Genomic DNA, 17,036 nt, shown 5'->3' on the forward strand with positions numbered 1-17,036 from the left:
CCTTTACGCCTGCTGCTCGGCAGCGGCGGCCTCGGCCTGGGCGCGCTGCTCGGCGGCCTCGCGCTCGAAGGTCTCAAAGCCGTTCTTGTCGATCCAGGGGATCAGCGAGGCGTCGTCCTCGCGCACGATGTGGCCCTTGACCATAACGTGGACGCGGTCGACATCCAGGTGCTCCAGGATGCGCGTGTTGTGCGTGATGATGAGCATGGAGCCGTCGCAGCTCTTGCGGTAGGCGTCCATGCCATGACTGACGGTGGAAAGGGCGTCGACGTCCAGGCCGGAGTCAGTCTCGTCCAGGATGGCGAGCTTGGGCTGCAGCAGCAAAAGCTGGAGCATCTCGACCTTCTTCTTCTCGCCGCCCGAGAAGCCCACGCCCAGCTCACGGTTGAGGTAGGCGGTATCCATGTTGAGCTCGGCCGCGAGTTCCTTGACGCGACGGCGGAACTCCTTGCCCTTCATCTCCAGGCCGGGGCGGCCGGCGATGCTGGCGCGCAAAAAGCTCGACAGCGGCACGCCCGGAATCTCGACCGGGGCCTGGAAGCTCAGGAACAGGCCGGCGCGCGAGCGCTTGTCGGTGGTGAGCTCGGTGATGTCCTGGCCGTCAAAGACGATGCGGCCGTCGTTGACCGTGTAAACGGGGTCGCCCATGACCAGGTGGCCGAGGGTGGACTTGCCGGCGCCGTTGGGACCCATCAACACGTGGGTCTCGCCGGCGGCGACGTTGAGGTTGACGTTGTGGAGGATGGTCTTCTCGTCCACGGAGGCGGTCAGACCTTCGATGGAAAGCAGCGGATTTGCGCTCATGCTGTCCCTCTCTGTATATGGTGTACTCATAGGTGTACTAAACCCTAGGAATCTTCTCGGAATAAAGTTACTATGGGTTCGGCGTTAGTCAAGGGAAAACCCGACTAATCCACTCGACTTTTCAAATTCTGGGACAAAATAACCTGTTGTGTTTGTCCCACTTACTTTAAATTTGGGACAAACAAACCTGGTTATGTTGTCCCAGATGCGATGGGAGGGTAGGTATGCTCATTTCTTCCAAGGGCCGCTATGCCCTCCGGTTAATGATCTATATCGCGGCGCTGGGCGACGCCGAGGGCAAGATTGCCTTGCGCGAGGTTGCCGACCGCGAGCATATCTCGCAAAAGTATCTGGAGCAGCTGGTTCGTCCGCTTATGAAGGCGGGCCTGCTTAAGAGCGTGCGCGGCAAGGGCGGCGGCTACATGATGGCCAAGGACCCGGCCGAGGTGCGTGCCGGCGACATCCTGCGTGCCGTCGAGGGCAGCACGGCTCCGGTGGCGTGCGATGGCATCGACAACAGCTGCACCCGTAGCGATTTGTGCTCGACCGTCAAGTTCTGGCGCGGCCTGGACGACGTGATCGAAAAGTACGTCGACGGCGTGACGTTGGCCGACCTGGCCGCCGTCCCCGAGATCAACTTTGACATCAAGCTGTAGGGGTGCAAATGGCATCTCTCGACAAGGTGTACAAGCAAATCGAAGTTCTTGCTCGGGAATGTGACGCCGAGAAGGTCGTGTTGTTTGGTTCTCGTGCTCGAGGCGACAACTTGCCCAAGAGCGATATTGACATCGCCGTAGCAGGTTGCCGGGATTTCGGCCGTTTCTCATATTTGATCGAGGAACATCTTGATACTCTTTTAGATGTAGATGTCGTCAATCTCGACGAGTCCCTATCGCAGCAATTGCTCGATGAGATTGCCAGGGATGGTGTGATTCTGTATGAAAAAATATGAGAACTTTGTTAGCGCCTTGGCGAATCTTGAGGATGCGCCCAATCAGGATCTCAACAATGATTTTGTTCAGAGTGGATTGATTAATAAGTTCAATCTTCAATTTGAACTGAGCTGGAAGCTCCTTAAGCGTCTGCTCGAGTATGAGGGCGCCACGCTTGCCGCGTCGGGGTCTCCTCGTGCCATCTTGAAGGAGTCCTACCGATTCTACGACTTTATTGATGAGGCAGCCTGGCTGGATATGCTCAGAGACCGCAATACGAACGTCCATATCTACGACAACAAGCTCGCTCAAGATTTGATTCAGCGCATCTTGAACGTCTATATTCCCGCTTTCTGTCAGTTGAGAGACGGGCTGACGAAACGTTACGGCGAGCTTCTGTTGGTGCCCGACGACCAGTTTGTCTAATTCCTTAAGATTTCGCGGAGGGTTGTTGCCGTTTACCGAGGGGTTGTTGTGCAACAACGGGCGAGCTGCAATACTTATTTCTATCTTTGCAAACTGCACTTTAACTATACCAATGCAGGGAGGATCTTATGCAGCCCAAGCATTCTGCTATTGTCGCGGGCCTGACGCTGGCGCTTTCGTTTGGCGCCGTTACCGCGCCCGCGCCCGCCGCTGCCGAGGAGCCCACGCCGGGCGTTGCCTCGGATGCCACCGATATCGATAAGGGCCTTTACACCCAGCAGTCCTTCTCGGGCGTGCTGAGGTCGGTCCAGGGCGTTTCGTTTGTCAACGTGACTCCCGAGATAAAGTACTTTACCAAGTACGAGAGCCATGGCAACTACAACCAGGGCTTTTCGTACGGTGACGGCTATAACGCGCTGGGTTATTACCAGTTCGACCGTCGTTGGTCGCTCATTCCGTTTATGAAGCAGGCCTACAACTACAACCCCGAAAAATACAGCATGCTCAAGGATGCGATTGATCGCGGCGGCGAGATTTCCAACGCGAGGAATGCCATGTACGAGAACGGCCAACTTACCGAGCTGGGCCGTATTGCGCAGGAGGCCTTCCAGGGCGCTTATAACACCGATCCTGTCGAGTTCTCGGCGCTTCAGGACGCTTATGCGTACAACTCGTACTATGCGGTGACCGAGGCGTGGCTCAAGAGCGCTCTTGGCATTGACATCTCCGGCCGCGCCGATTGCGTCAAGGGCATGGTGTGGAGCATCACCAACATGTGCGGCACCGGTGGTTGCAGGGATTTCTTCCGTTGGGCAAATCTTTCCAACGATATGTCCGACCGCGAGTTTGTGACGGCGCTCTCCAATAGCGTGGTCAACAACGTGGCGACCAAGTATTCGAGCCAGCCCCAGTATCATGAAGGCTGGAAGAACCGCTACTGCAACGAGCTAAAGGACTGCTTGGTTTATATCGCTGAGGACGAGGCTGCCGCCGCGACGCCCGTGCAGCCCGAGCCCACACCGGCGCCCTCGCCGACACCTGATTCGAATGACGACTCGAGTGACGATGCCAACGATGACAGGATGGATGCGCCCCCGACCGATGCTGACGGTAATGGCTCTGCTGGTGGCACTACCAACGACGGCTCTACCTCGAACGGCTCCAATTCGAACGGCTCTGCTGCGGGCGATTCGTCTTCAAGCTCTGCCGGCAATACGGACAGCGACGCTTCTGGTTCGACCGACGCTGACACCTCTAACTCATCCACCAGCTCGAGCGATTCGTTCGTTGACACCGGCTCTAACAACGGCTCCGGCTCTGACGCAGTCCCTGATTCCGATGATTCCAAGGACGACTCGAATAAGGCGCCGGACGCTCCCGTTGCTTCGCCGGACAAGAAGCCTTCTTTCTCCGTGCAGCTTGGTTCTACGCTGGGCTCTTCGCTGATGGCTGGCGTCAATAATGGCTCGACTCAGAACAAGGACAACTCTGATCAGGTTTCCACGGAAAAGACCGAGGCCGCAAAGGGCGACTCCAAGGACAAGGCTTCCGAGAAGGCTGAATCCGATAAGGGTCCTAGCTCTGATGAGAAGGGCGACAAATCCGCTCAGAAGAAGGACGAGAACAAGGACAAGACCGAGGACGGAAAGCAGCAGGGCGAGGACGGCGGTAAGGGCAACACCGACAACCAGGTCCAGGAGCAAAATGACTCCAAAACGGTGACCACTACGACCACCACAACCAAGTCATCTGGCGGCAATATGCCCAAGACGGGCGATCTGATTGTGATGGCGAGCCTTGCCAGCGCGAGCTTGGCCACGCTGGGCGCTACGTCTATCGTAAGTGGTAAGCATAAGCTCGATCAGCAGAAGAAAGCTTCTGGAGAGGACGACTCTGAGGAGTAGCCTCTTGGTTGCTAGATAATTAAAGAGTTGGGACGGGGTCCGGTGCGAATGCATCGGGCCCCGTTTTGTTGTGCAACGATTAGTTGTGCCCCCTCACACCTCTTGTTGCTACCGTTGCCCGATATGATCGCGCGGCGGCATCGGTACGCGCGAGGAGGTCATTACAATTGGCACCGTGTTGTGATTTAGGGGGAACGTTTTGGTGTCTGAACAGGCAAATAATGGTTGTGCTGCCGGCTTTGGCGTGCGTTTGATCGGCTGTGCCGACGATGCGGCTTTACCCATTGGCATGCACGACTATGCGGAGGCTCTTGGTTGCTGCACGCTGGTCGACAAGACCATGTTTATTGCAGATGTGTTGGATTGCGACGCGTCCGTTGTGGTGTGCTGTCGACCCGAGGGTTTTGGCAAGAGCATGAACTTGTCGATGCTCAGGGCTTTTCTGGAGCGTCCGGCGGTCAGTCGCGCTGGTCAGCGTTTGTTTGCCGATGCTCAGATTTGGGATGCAGACGGCGGGCGCTATCGGGATGAGTATGCTTGCTATCCGGTGATATCGCTGGACTTTTCTGGCGCTGCGAGGCGTGGCGCCGCTATTGCCGACGTCGTGCGCGATGCTCTTTCGGGCGAGTGCGCTCGTCTGCTGGCGCTTTTGGAGGCTCCGGATTTAGCTCGAGACAAGGTGCGTCACATCGAACGCGTTGCGCGTGGCGCGGCGAGCGAGGACGAGGTTGACTCGGTGCTCGGTGTGCTCATAGAGCTGCTGGAGATTGCCTACGATGAGCAGGTTGTATTGCTCGTTGATGGGTACGACGTGGCGTGGTTGGGCCGTATGAGCGCAAGGGGCGCTTCCGGCGCCGATTCGGCGGATCTATTCGATCGCGTGCTGTTCGACGCCATTGCTGCTGCGCGCGATTCGTTGCGGCTGACGTGTTTGATGGGGGAGTGTCCCGGCCCTGCCGAAGCGGCGCTTTCTTTGCACTGCTGCTCGTATTGTCTGACGACGCCGCTTTCGACCTGGTGTGACCGTTGGTTCGGCTTTTCGGATGCCGAGGTCCAGGCTCTGTTGAATCATGCTGGGCGCGAGGAATTCCTGGATGATGCACGTGAATGGCTCGAGGGATATCGGTTTGGTAGGGCCTATTGCTCGAGTCCAGCGCGTGTGATCGGTTTTCTGGGCCGAGGCTGCACGGCGCCTGTGCGTGCCGATCTGTATGGATATGCCGATTGTCTGAGTAGGGTAGTTGCCGGGCGGAATCTCGACCGCCTTTCGGTCTTGTTTGATTTGCTCGAGGCCCATGGGTGCGCTGAGGTCCCGCTTTGTTTGGGCACTGCAGAGCCAGATGTCTCGCCTGACGATGGCATGTGGACAGCGCTGTATCTGTCCGGTTTTCTCACGACGGATATGACTGAGGAGCCGGAGCATGGCGATCGCCTCCGTGCTTTGCGATTGCCCAATAACGAGCTTCGCCAGACCTTGCGTCTAGTGATTATTGAGTGGTTTGAGTGCGCTGCAGAAGACATTCGAGACGTCGATGCGTTTCGCGACGGGCTGTGCCATGGGAACGAGGATACCGTGAGGCGGGCGCTAAGCCGCATCTTAGGAGATGCGGGAATCGGTGCGACCGACCCAGATGCGCCACTGCCATATCATCTGCTCTTGCAGGGGCTCTGCTTTGGCTTGCCGGGCTATGCCAATCCTGCCTCGAGGCGAAAGTGTGGCGTGGGTCGCTGCGACATCCAGGTTTTTCCTACGGGCGCCGTGTTCGACATAGCCGATACGATCGGTATGCTCGATGAACGTCCGCTGATAACGATCAACATGATGTATGACCCCGGTGTGGATGCGCTGGGCCTGGAATTGCTGGCCGTGCAGGCGCTGCTCGACATAGAGCGCGACGGCATCGACGAAATCCGTGTGCCGCGACCCGGCGTGGGTCGCATGCGCTGGGGGTTCGGTTTTGATGGGCAGCGTGCGTCCGTGGTGTGCCAACGTCTGTAGCGGCGGGCGAAAGCCCTTTACTGTTCCGCGTCCTTCATGGGCGGCATGGGCTTCCAGTTGGGATCCTTGATGATCTTGCGGGCGTCTTTCATGCCACGGCGCAGCGCCGGAATACCGGTCTTAAAGCACTTATCGACCGCAGCCAGGCGAATGAATTCCTTGCAGAAGGTCGCGGCATTGCCCAGGCGGAACAGCATGGGGTGGTAGTCACCGTAGATCTGCATATAGCGAGCGAGGAAGCCTCGGTTGCGCATGATGTAGTAGCGGTTGGTGTCGCTCGTAGAGTTGAGCTGGCGCTTGCCGGCGATATCCCAGTTAGAGACAGCGCGGGCACGCTTGAGCACCACGTCGGCAACAACGGCGGCGGGGAAGTGCTGGCTGGCCACGTAGCCGTAGCAGGCGTCGTCGCCGTAGATGAAGAATCGCGCATCCGGCAGGCCGATCTTGTCGACCACGCGGCGCGAGAACAGGCCGCCTTCAAAGCACAACTGGTTCATGGCGCGGTAGCCCTTGGGGCCCAGGTCCCACTTAGCGATGGGGTTGGGGATACCAAGCGAAAGGATGAGCTGGTACTGCCAAAAGAAGGCGCCGCCGTCGAAGTCCAGGCGCGAACCCTGGATGACATCGTAGCGGTCGGTCCACTTGGCCAAGCGCTCGATGCCTTCGGGGATGACGAGCACGTCGTCGTCCATCACCCAGAACCACTGGGCGCCCAGGTTGTAGGCGCATTTAGTGCCGGCGGAGAAGCCGCCCGCACCGCCGCCGTTTTCGAGCTGCGGTGCGTAGATGACGCGGTCGGTGCCGCCCTGCGCGTCGGGCTGCTCGGTGTCGATGCCCCACAGGTTGGCCAAGCGCTCGTTGAATGCGGTGCACATGGCCTCGGTCTCGCGCGAATTCTCGTTATCGACAATCACGATGCGCCAGGGCGTTGCCGTGAGCTCGGTCATGGAGTCGAACAAGTTGGCCAGGAGTTCCTGGCGCTTGTACGTAACGACGACGATGGCGAGCTTATCGATGGGAGCGGGGAGGGTTGAAGGCATGGGGCAATATATCCTTTCACGCGCGGCGGGCGAGTGCTGCGCGGAAGCTATCGAATACGTCCTTGGGACTGTCCTATTGTAAAGGCTCGGCGCACCTTGGCGGCAAGCTTTGAATAAAACGCAGGAACCTGCCACGGCTGTAGCGGCTTTAGCGTCTTACGGCAGCGTGTCTATTGCCGCTTGAGCTTGCGAGCGATAAGGCTTCTAGCTGCGTCGATGGTGAGAAGCGCCAGGGCAAAGACGATGCTAATGACGGTACCCGTGACGATACACATAACTGCCGGGCTGTTTTGGCTGACCAGTATGTTTGCGAGCAACGTATTGAAGACGGGACGCCACAGGCTACTGGTGAGCGACTGCATCACATAGAAACCGAGCGTGGCGGTCGATAAGGTGACGATGGCACCTGCAGTCCGCGAATTGCCTGAGGCACTGCGTCGGGTAGCCGCAAAGAGCAGGGAGGCGGCGGCGAGGGCAAACGAGATCAGCGAGGTCGATTTGTAGGAGAGGGTTGCCATCGCCGCGAGTTTGCCGGTGAAGGAGAGTTCGCCTTCCAGGATGGCGGTGAGCACCAAAACCGCTGCGAGCGAGCGCATGCCCAAGGCGCCCGCCCTGTCCGAATTCATGGTATTGGTAACGTCGCGGAGCAGCCCGCCGATCAAAAATGCGACTACGTACGTGGTAGCGCTCATGAGCTTCTGGAGCCAAGAAAACTCGCCGGCGCTTGTCGCACTCATGGCGGCCAAATACCCGTTAACAACGAATACGAGGATTCCAACGGCGATGACCGTCGTCGTGTAGGTTTTCTGGGAGAGTCGGCTCTTGGCCAGTCCAAACCATGGCGCCATGAAAACTGTGGCGGCATAGACCCAGATAAACTCAAGCCCAAGCGTATACCAGTAGTGCGTGTTGAGGGTAACATCGGGAATTGGGGAGACGACCGTGGACCACGCGAGCGCCGCGAGGCAATAAAACGCAGTGGGCATAATGACCTTGCCCAGGCGCTGCGCCGTCCGTTGCATTTGCGACTTCCACGTTGCCCCACCGTCCCAAGCACTCGCGGCCGAGGCGATGAGAAAATAGCCCGAGATCATAAAGAAGACCTCGTTGGCCCAGCAGCCAAGCAGGTTAATAAAACCGAGCACGCCGGAATAGGGGGACATCGCAAGTGGGGCATATTCCACGGCGCCGACGCAGACGGCTTGGAAGGTCCACTGAAAGGTGTGGAACACCGCGATGCCGGCGACCGCGACCAAACGCAGTGCTTCGATGGGTATGTTGCGTGCGGCTTTGGGCTGCATGACGTCCTTTCTTATCGGTTTGCCTCTGCGAGCTCCATAGATTATATAAACGCCCGCTGGCGCGCTGACCCTTTGATACCATGAAACGACAGGTATTTCCTAAGGAGCACATTTGTCTACTAACGCCTCTGGCAGCCCTGTTCTGTCGCTGCTTATTCCCATTTACAATGTTCAGCGCTACCTGCGCGAGTGCCTCGATTCCGCCCTGGCTCAGACGCTCAAGGATATTGAGATCATCTGCATTAACGACGGGTCGACCGACAACTCGCCGGCGATTATCCGCGAGTATATGGAGCGCGATGGGCGCGTCAAGATGATCGACAAGGCCAACAGCGGCTACGGCGACTCGATGAACCACGGCCTGGAGATGGCGCGTGGCAAGTACGTTGGCATCTTGGAGTCCGATGACTTTATGGCGCCCGACGCACTCGAAAAGCTTGTCTCGGCCGCCGATAGCAATAATGCCGACTTTGCGAAGGCGAACTTTGATTTTTACTGGTCTAAGCCCGAGGAGCGCCGCTCGCTGCACGAGATGTTTAGACCTCAGGATTGCGGCAAGCCAGTGCACCCGAGCGATACGACGCAGTTCTTTAAGCAAAAGCCGTCGATTTGGTCGGCCGTGTACCGTCGCGATTTCCTTGAGCGCAACGGCATTACGTTCCTGCCGACTCCGGGGGCATCCTTTCAGGACACGTCATTCGCCTTTAAGGTGATCGCGTGCGCCGAAAAGGCTGTTTACCTGCATGATGCCGTGTTGTCGTATCGCCAGGACAACGAGAATTCCTCGGTCAATTCTTCGGCTAAGGTCTTTTGCGTCAATACCGAGTATGCCGAGATTGAGCGTTGGATTCGAGAGGATTATGCCCGCGACCACGCAAGTGATGACGTCGCGCGCATGCTCAAGTTCAATCAGCTCATTAAGTACGATTCGTACATGTGGAACTACGTGCGCCTGGCGCCCAAGTTCTATAAGGAGTTCCTGGTTCAGATGGCCAAGGAGTTCCAAGCGGCCTTGGACGCCGGGGACTTTTCGCTTGACGACCTCAAGCCGTGGAAGCGCGCAAATCTCGCTGCCATCCTCAAAGATCCTGAGGGCTGGGTTGACGAGCATCCGAGTTTTGCGACGGATGGTGCCTTGGGGCGTGCTAAGTATTACGCCTCGGTTGGAGGTCCAGGCGTGGTCGCTGCCTTCCTCATCGAATCGCTGAGGGGGTAGGTCGGCATGGGAGAGGCCTCGTGTCCTAAAGCTACCATTGTCGTCCCCGTTTTCAACTCTGCGCGCTCCATTCAGCGATGCCTCGATTCGCTGTTGGCCCAGTCCGAGCGCTCGATTCAGGTTGTCTGCGTCAACGACGGTTCGACTGATGATTCGTTGAACGTGTTGCGCCAGATCGCGCAGGCCGACGATCGCGTACTGGTGATTGACCAGGAAAACGCGGGCGTCTCGTGTGCTCGAAATGCCGGTATCGATGTCGCCGAGGGCGAGACCGTCTTTTTTGTGGACGCCGACGATTACATCGATGCCCGGACGGTCGAGCACGTGCTGCATTCCATGGAGTCTGCAGATGCCGAGGCCGCCGTTTTTGGCGGCGTCTGTGAACCTGCCGATGCTGCCCCCAAGCGCGTCCAGCAACTCATGAGCCCCAAAGCTGGTACCTTCGGCGCCCGTGATCCCCAACTGCTGTTCCATTCGAATGCGCAGCCCTATGCCTGCCGTGCGGCTTTTTCGTGCGAGCTGCTCAATCGCGAAGGCATTCGCTTCGCCCCCGGTTTGGCTTTGGGCGAGGACGTCGTCTTCCAATTTGCGGCTTATGCGCTTGCCCGCAAGACCGTCGTCATGCCGGATAAGTTCTACCACTACGTGATGGAGAGTGAATCGGCGACGCACGAGTTCAACAGTGCCGAGGCTCGCGCCAAAAAGCTCGATGCCCATATGAGAATGCTCGAGGAGGTCTTGGAGGACTGGGCGGCCTACGGTCTTTTGGACCTGTGCCCCGGCGAGCTGATAACTTGGTTTTTGGACCTAATTGTGTTCGACCTGGCGCGCTTGGATGCCGATGACTTCCATCGCGTGGCGGCTCGCGTCAACAGGGCTTTCACGACGTTTATGGGAACGGAGTGGGCGGATATGCCTGCTAAGGGCGCCGTTCGCCGTGTTGCCCACAAGCTCGTTGCAGCGACCTCGGGCGTTTCGATGGCAGATGCCACGCTGTTCTATCTTTCGACTCGCGGTCTCAAAGCCTGCCTGGAGCGCTTTATCTAATTCCAGGCGCTGCCGCCCGCCGCAACTCGGCTGCTAAAATAACCCTGTTACACGCTATCCAACAGGAGGTTCTCTTGCAGAACTCTGATACCCCTAAAGTTTCGCTGCTTGTCCCCATTTGCAATGTCGAGCGCTACCTGCGCGAGTGCCTCGATTCCGCCGTGGCGCAGACGCTCAAGGACATCGAGATCATCTGCATCAACGACGGCTCCACCGATAGCTCGCCGGATATCATCCGCGAGTACATGGAGCGCGATCCCCGTGTAAAGATGATCGACAAGGCCAACAGCGGCTACGGCGACTCGATGAACCGCGGCCTGGAGATGGCGCGTGGCGAGTACGTGGGCATTTTAGAGTCCGATGACTTTATGTTTGAGGATTCGCTCCAAAAGCTGGTCGCCAAGGCCGATGCTGAGCATGCCGATGTGGTAAAGGGCGACTTTTACCTGTATTGGTCCACGCCCAGCGAGCGCCGTGAGCTGTTTGGGATCATCGACGAGCATATGACGGGCGCCGCGTATCGCCCCGTCGATCGTCCGGGCATCTTCTATCGCAAACCTTCCATTTGGTCGGCTATCTATCGGCGCGAGTTCCTCAACGACAATCAGATTCGGTTCCTTCCCACGCCGGGCGCCTCTTATCAGGACGCAGGCTTTAACTTTAAGGTTTGGGCTTGCGCCGAGCGCGCCGCGTTTATTGCGGACCCCATTTTGTGCTATCGCCAGGATAACGAGAAGAGCTCCGTTAATTCGCCCAACAAGGTGTTTTGCGTGTGTGACGAATATGCCGAGATGCTGCGCTTTTTGAACGAGCGCCCCGAGCTTAAGGCTCAGCTTCAGGGTATTTTAATGCGCATGAAGGTCGATACGTACCGCTGGAATGACGAGCGTCTGGTCGACGAGCTGCGCGAGCAGTTTTGGGAAAAGGCCTCGCCCGAGCTCAAGGCCGATTGGGATGCTGGTCGCTTTGATCTGTCGCTGTTCGACCCGCGTGGCGAGACCGACTTGCGCCTGATGGTCAAGTCGCCCCGTGCCTATATCGATTCGCGTTTTGACTTTAAGAAGCCGGGCAAGCTCAATACGTTTAAGCATTACTTTAAGATCGGCGGCCTGCCGCTGGTCTGGCGCCTGCTGACGTATCAGCGCACCTACGGCGATAACCCGCATCCCGATGACGTTTCGGCCGCCCAGTAGGAGTGTGTGACTATGGCTACCCCTAAGATTTCCGTTGTTGTTCCCATCTATAAGGTGGAGGAGTGCCTGGCCTGGTGCCTGGACTCCCTGCTTGCGCAGGACATGCCCGATTGGGAGGGCGTGCTGGTCAACGATGGCTCGCCGGACGGTTCGCGCGATATTGCGGCTGCCTATTGCGAAAAGGACGCGCGCTTTACGCTGGTCGATAAGCCAAACGGCGGCCTGTCGAGTGCGCGTAATGCGGGCATCGCCGCGTCCACGGCGCCTATCGTCGGGTTCTTGGATTCCGATGACCGCTTTACACCCGATGCGTGCCGCGTGATCGTCGATGCCTTTGAGCGCGAGGACTGCGACGTTTTGACCTTTGGCGCGAACCCGTATCCGCTTGAGGCGGGGTATCCGTGGCTTAACTATGTTCTGAGCCCGCGCGATGTGTCGTTTGAAGGCTATAGCTCTGACTTGCTGTTTAAGGAAGCATCTCGCCCCTTTGCATGGCGCACCGCCTGCAAGCGTGAGTTTTTGCTGGGTTACGGGATCGTGTTCGACGAAACCGTTAAGTATGGCGAGGACCAGGTCTTCGATTTTGCCGTGTACGGCCGTTCGCACAAGACCGCGCTTATCTCGAACAAGCTGTATGACTACCGCGTGGCGCGCAAGGGTTCGCTTATGGACACCATGCGCTACGACGACGAGACGCGTCTGCTGGAGCACGTGAAGATTTACTCTGCGGTGCTGGCTGACTGGCAGCGCGACGGTCTCGATGCACAGCATGCCGATGACCTGGCGTACTTCCTGTGCGATCTGGTGCTGTACGACGCGCTCAGGTTGCTGGGCTCGGACTGCGGCAAGGTGTTTGCTGCCGTTGCCACTGCGCTTGCCGGTTCTGCCGTGGGCAGCGATGTTGCGCTCGCGCAATGCGCTCCTTCTGTCGCTGCCATGGTGCGCGCAGCGCTTGCCAGCGACGCCCCTAGCGCCCGTGCGTGCAAAAAGATCATGTTCGATTACGACGTCTTGAGGTTTGGGCGCCTGGGTGCCTGCAAGCGCGTGGCAGCGAACGCCCTGGGAAAGCGAGAAGTGTAGATGAGTATCAAGCGTTTGGCACTTTGCCGCAGCCAGGGCCGTCTTTTTGTGCTGCTTCGTTTTGCCGGTCAGGATGTCGCCGCGCTTATTGAGCGGGAGGCCTCTCAGGCGTTTGCCCATGCGACTACGAGCGGTTCTTGTTTGCCGTCACTGGTGCTCCCGGTCGATCATGGCCGTGTGCTGGCGCTATGCCCTTCTGTTTCCGATTACGAGCGCGAGCTCGCCGTTTTGGTGCTTCCGTTTTTGGATGGCTCGTCGATGGATGCCGTTTTTGCATCCGGTGGCCAAAGGTTGGGCTCTATTCGTCTCGATAGCCGCGTGGCCAAATTGGAATCCAAGATTAACTACAAAGCAAAGCCTGCGCTGTGCGCGCTTATCCGCGATGCGCAGCGTGGCGAACACTGCGGCCGCTACGAGATCGATGCCATTCGCTATTTGCCGGCAGACGTCGGCGCGGTGTGGCGCTATGAGGTTACCTGGGCGGGAGACCCCCAGTGCGCGCCTGAGCTCCAGATCTTCGATACGCATATGAATGCCATCGATGTTACCGTGCATGTGTTTGAATCGCAGGTCGATGTTCCGCAGCAGAACGGATGCCGCATCAATAAATCGTATCTGAGTGTTGAGATGCCTCAGGATATACGAGATTTTGTCGCGATCGTGAGCGATCCCACAGAGCGGATCCAAAGCGGGTTTTGCGCCATGGATGGTCGCCTGTACAACGGCATGGTCGACGACAGCTGGAACCGTATGAAGGACGCGCGTGCAGACGACGCAGCTTATCGACGTTGGTTTGAGCAGCATCGCGCAAAGCCGGGCGATTTGGCGTGCCAGCGTGTCGCTTCGGCGGCCTTTGCCTATAGACCGCTCGTGAGCATTGTGGTGCCGTGCTACAAGACTGATCGGGTCTACCTGCGCGAGCTGCTGGAATCGGTGCAAGCCCAGAGCTATGACAACTGGGAATTGCTGCTTATGGACGCCTCGCCCGAATGGGACGCGGTGGCCACCCTTGCGGCAGGTGCCAACGACGAGCGCATCCGTCGCATCGAGCTTCCCGGCAACGGCGGCATTGTGGTCAACACCAACGCAGGTATCGAGCAAGCGACAGGCGACTACATCGCTTTCTTGGACCACGATGACATTCTGGAACCGGACGCGTTATTCCAGTATGTTTCCGCGCTGAACAAGGCGGCCGAGGGCGAGCGTCCCCAGGTCCTGTTCTGTGATGAGGACATGTTCCAGAAAACGGGGGAGTGGGGCCAGCCGGTCTTTAAGACCGTACTCAACGTCGACCTGCTCTATAGCCATAACTGCGTGACGCATTTCCTGATGGTGGAGAAGGCGCTCATCGATCACATTGGTATGTCCCCAGAAGACGTTGCGGGCGTCCAGGACTACGACTTGACGCTTCGCTGCCTTGCAGCCGGCGCGCGCTTTGAGCACGTTGCGCATGTGCTGTATCACTGGCGCGTGCATCCGGGATCGACCGCCGATGGCTCTGCCGATAGCAAGCCGTATGCCATTGAAGCGGGTCGTCTTGCGCTGCAGCGCCACTTTAACGCGCTGGGCGTTCACGGAACGGTCGAGGAGACCGAGACGCCGTTTGTCTACCGCATGCGCCATGCGCTGCCGGAGCCTGCGCCGCTGGTGAGCATTGTGATCCCCACCAAGGATCACATTGAGACGCTCGATGCCTGTGTGATGTCGATCGCCCAGAAGGCCACGTATACCAACTACGAGATCGTCTTGGTGGAGAACAACAGTGAAGCCCCGGAGACGTTTGCGTATTACGAAACCCTGCCAGAGCGCGTGGCTGCAGCATCCGAAGGCAAGGGCATCGCGCGCGTTGTGTACTGGCCGGGCGAGTTCAATTACTCTCAGATCATCAATTTTGGTGTGAAGCACGCCAAGGGTGACTACCTGCTGCTGCTGAACAACGATACCGAGGTCATAAGCCCGGACTTTATTGAAGAGATGATGGGCTATCTGCAGCGTCCCGATGCGGGCGTGGTGGGCGCCAAACTCTACTTTGCCGATCATCTGGTGCAGCATGCCGGCATTTTGGTTGGCGTGCGTGGCGCACTTGCCCATGCCAACCAGGACTTCTCGGCAAAGCGCGAGGGCTATCTTGCCCGTGCCGTGCGCCCGGGCAACTTTAGCGCCGTGACGGGTGCCTGCCAGATGGTGCGACGCGACGTATTTGAGCGCGTCGGCGGCTACAACGAGGAATTCGCCGTCGGTTTTAACGACGCAGACTTTTGCCTGCGCGTGTGGGAGGCGGGTTACCGCACCATCTTTACGCCCTATGCCGAGCTGTACCACTACGAGTTCACCTCGCGCGGCAGGGAAGAGGCCAACGAGGAAAAGCTGCGCCGCTGGAAGCGTGAGCAGGCGCTGTTCATGCAGCACTGGCCTGAGTTCTTCCTCGATGGCGACCCGTGGCTCGGACCAAACCTATCCTCCGACAGTGAGTACTTCTCGTTTTAGTGCGAAGTAATGCCAAGGTCCGGCAAAGTATCCTCCAGAGCTGCAAGAGCGGTGGGGTTCAGGTACTCCTCGTTCAAGCAGCTCTTGTCATATCGAAAACGTGTGTCTCGTGAGCATTCGATGAGTTCTGCAGTAAAGAACTTCTCCCAGCTAAAGAACTTTGAGCTTTCGATATGTTCAGCGGGGTTAAGCAGCATGTCCTTAATGTGTTTGCTGTTGAATAATCCCGACTTCAACACGAGCCATTCAAACGATTCCGGTAGGAATAGCTTGATGTTCTTTCGGCGCAATAGAGCAGCTGCTTCCGCAATTTCTGGTCCAAAGGCGGCACCGTCGGCAATCACGAGGATGTCGTTTTCCGGTGCGTCCATAATGCAGTTGCAAATATTTGATTTGCCTCCCGCGCTGATGCATTTAATGCTGCTCTTTTTGCATAGCAAACTGAAGAATTCGTAGCCCGAATTTGTGTCCTCGACAATGACAAGCTCGGGCCTCTCGCCTCTAAAATCAGTATCACCGTAAATACGATATGTAGAGGTGTAGACACGAGAGTAAACGGGATACTTCGTTGTGGTTCGGTTGGTGTTCTTAAGACCGTAGATTTCATCAACGCTATAGGGCAGTTGGCGCAGTGACTCTCTGGCGACAATTACGTAGTAGTTTGAGCTACGCTTTGCTTCATGGGCAAATTCTCTTGATCGAACAAAAGTATTGCCCTCATCAATAAAAACAATACTGCTGGAAATCTCTTGGAGATCTCTACGCCAATATTTTCCAGATATTGTTTTACAGGGCACTTTGCAACTTACTGTTACGCCGCTTTGTGCCCCAAGCTCTTCGTGAGCTGCCACCATATCAAGCAGAGTTGTCTTGCCTGTAGCACTGTTACCTTGGATGATGGTCAGATTTCTATTGATGGTCAGTTTAAACTGAACCCGGTTATTTTGAATAATTACCTTGTATGATCCGCGCATCAGGAGTTCTCCCTTAGGCATTTTCCAGCTATGGGGACAAGGTCAAACATTGTGTGGACTATATCGCCCGTATTTGCAATGGTTACCGTGAATTTGCCGTTTCCAAAATCCATTATGTGGTAGAGATTGATTGTTAGATCCTTTTGCGCGGCGATCCTCAGAATCCAGTAGGCGCAATTATCACCGCAATTTGAGGCGTTATATATATTCTGCGGCATAAAGTACATAAGCAGTAGCGTTTTGGTGCCGCTGGATAGTTTCTCGGGAGGAATGATGCCTAGAATCTTGGTATCGATTGCATTGGGGCCTACCACGGTGCCTTTGTCGATGGATTTTATGACCCTTTGGGCAAAGGAGTCTTGAAACCACTGGGGCGAATATACGTTATCGAAGTAAACGGACGTGTTGTAGATAACGTTTTCCATATCACCATAGTGAATTGTTAGCACGTCAGCTCCTTCGGTTTGCTGATTTGGCATCTAGTGAGATTGATTATATCGCAGCACATGAGGCGGGCGTTATCGGCCCGCGGTAGATGTGATTGATGACCAAGGTTGGTTGATTTTCAATCTCAACGCAACAGCCTGAACGGACCCCGCGTTTCCGCAGCTAGCGCAACGCGGAAATAGCTCC

At 57.1% G+C, this 17,036-nt stretch carries 15 protein-coding genes; 10 read left to right on the plus strand and 5 right to left on the minus strand.

All coding sequences use genetic code 11. The annotated features are described in order from the left end of the window. Positions 1 to 3: 3 nt before the first annotated feature. On the minus strand, positions 4 to 804 hold the full coding sequence (sufC, locus tag AB5202_RS05770) for a Fe-S cluster assembly ATPase SufC (RefSeq protein ID WP_006235561.1): 801 nt from the start codon (positions 802 to 804) through the stop codon (positions 4 to 6). A gap of 224 nt (positions 805 to 1,028) precedes the next feature. Between sufC and AB5202_RS05775 the strand changes: the two genes are divergently transcribed. The 5 genes from AB5202_RS05775 (at position 1,029) to AB5202_RS05795 (ending at position 6,065) form a co-directional block, all read left to right on the plus strand. Next, complete coding sequence (locus AB5202_RS05775) at positions 1,029 to 1,460, plus strand: RrF2 family transcriptional regulator (protein ID WP_055310594.1); 432 nt, start codon at positions 1,029 to 1,031, stop codon at positions 1,458 to 1,460. An 8-nt stretch (positions 1,461 to 1,468) separates the two neighbouring features. Further along, positions 1,469 to 1,756 carry a nucleotidyltransferase family protein gene (locus AB5202_RS05780; RefSeq protein WP_368143857.1) on the plus strand — a complete coding sequence of 96 codons (288 nt, stop codon included), beginning with the start codon at positions 1,469 to 1,471 and terminating at the stop codon, positions 1,754 to 1,756. Next, positions 1,743 to 2,162, plus strand: coding sequence for an HI0074 family nucleotidyltransferase substrate-binding subunit (locus AB5202_RS05785; RefSeq protein WP_368143858.1), 420 nt, complete (start codon positions 1,743 to 1,745; stop codon positions 2,160 to 2,162). The genes AB5202_RS05780 and AB5202_RS05785 overlap by 14 nt, the downstream gene beginning before the upstream one ends. A gap of 128 nt (positions 2,163 to 2,290) precedes the next feature. Then, on the plus strand, positions 2,291 to 4,066 hold the full coding sequence (locus AB5202_RS05790) for a VgrG-related protein (protein ID WP_368143859.1): 1,776 nt from the start codon (positions 2,291 to 2,293) through the stop codon (positions 4,064 to 4,066). Between the two features lie 202 nt (positions 4,067 to 4,268). Then, positions 4,269 to 6,065, plus strand: a complete 1,797-nt coding sequence (locus AB5202_RS05795; RefSeq protein WP_368143860.1) for an AAA family ATPase — start codon at positions 4,269 to 4,271, stop codon at positions 6,063 to 6,065. 17 nt (positions 6,066 to 6,082) lie between these two features. Here the strand turns inward: AB5202_RS05795 and AB5202_RS05800 are convergent, their stop codons facing one another. Both AB5202_RS05800 and AB5202_RS05805 read right to left on the minus strand, forming a co-directional pair. Next, positions 6,083 to 7,105 carry a glycosyltransferase gene (locus tag AB5202_RS05800; RefSeq protein ID WP_368143861.1) on the minus strand — a complete coding sequence of 341 codons (1,023 nt, stop codon included), beginning with the start codon at positions 7,103 to 7,105 and terminating at the stop codon, positions 6,083 to 6,085. Between the two features lie 170 nt (positions 7,106 to 7,275). Beyond that, complete coding sequence (locus AB5202_RS05805; protein WP_368143862.1) at positions 7,276 to 8,406, minus strand: acyltransferase family protein; 1,131 nt, start codon at positions 8,404 to 8,406, stop codon at positions 7,276 to 7,278. A 112-nt stretch (positions 8,407 to 8,518) separates the two neighbouring features. Between AB5202_RS05805 and AB5202_RS05810 the strand changes: the two genes are divergently transcribed. From AB5202_RS05810 to AB5202_RS05830, 5 genes are all read left to right on the plus strand, one after another. Next, positions 8,519 to 9,622 carry a glycosyltransferase gene (locus tag AB5202_RS05810; protein WP_368143863.1) on the plus strand — a complete coding sequence of 368 codons (1,104 nt, stop codon included), beginning with the start codon at positions 8,519 to 8,521 and terminating at the stop codon, positions 9,620 to 9,622. Positions 9,623 to 9,628: 6 nt separating this feature from the next. Then, positions 9,629 to 10,669, plus strand: a complete 1,041-nt coding sequence (locus AB5202_RS05815) for a glycosyltransferase family 2 protein (RefSeq protein WP_215673617.1) — start codon at positions 9,629 to 9,631, stop codon at positions 10,667 to 10,669. Positions 10,670 to 10,743: 74 nt separating this feature from the next. Further along, positions 10,744 to 11,862 carry a glycosyltransferase family 2 protein gene (locus AB5202_RS05820; RefSeq protein WP_215673618.1) on the plus strand — a complete coding sequence of 373 codons (1,119 nt, stop codon included), beginning with the start codon at positions 10,744 to 10,746 and terminating at the stop codon, positions 11,860 to 11,862. 12 nt (positions 11,863 to 11,874) lie between these two features. Then, entirely contained in the window at positions 11,875 to 12,942 is a 1,068-nt protein-coding gene (locus AB5202_RS05825) for a glycosyltransferase (protein ID WP_215673619.1), read from the plus strand. Then, a complete protein-coding gene (locus AB5202_RS05830; RefSeq protein ID WP_368143864.1) occupies positions 12,943 to 15,429 on the plus strand; it encodes a glycosyltransferase family 2 protein in 2,487 nt (828 codons plus the stop codon). It begins immediately after the preceding gene. Here AB5202_RS05830 and AB5202_RS05835 read toward each other — a convergent pair. Both AB5202_RS05835 and AB5202_RS05840 read right to left on the minus strand, forming a co-directional pair. Next, positions 15,426 to 16,403 carry a translation initiation factor 2 gene (locus tag AB5202_RS05835; RefSeq protein WP_117746656.1) on the minus strand — a complete coding sequence of 326 codons (978 nt, stop codon included), beginning with the start codon at positions 16,401 to 16,403 and terminating at the stop codon, positions 15,426 to 15,428. The genes AB5202_RS05830 and AB5202_RS05835 overlap by 4 nt on opposite strands. Beyond that, on the minus strand, positions 16,403 to 16,852 hold the full coding sequence (locus tag AB5202_RS05840; protein ID WP_138112761.1) for a DUF4869 domain-containing protein: 450 nt from the start codon (positions 16,850 to 16,852) through the stop codon (positions 16,403 to 16,405). Before AB5202_RS05840 ends, AB5202_RS05835 begins: the two co-directional genes overlap by 1 nt. Positions 16,853 to 17,036 lie beyond the last annotated feature (184 nt).

Origin of the sequence: Collinsella aerofaciens (assembly GCF_040915545.1) — a bacterium.
GTDB classification, from domain to species: domain Bacteria; phylum Actinomycetota; class Coriobacteriia; order Coriobacteriales; family Coriobacteriaceae; genus Collinsella; species Collinsella aerofaciens_BE.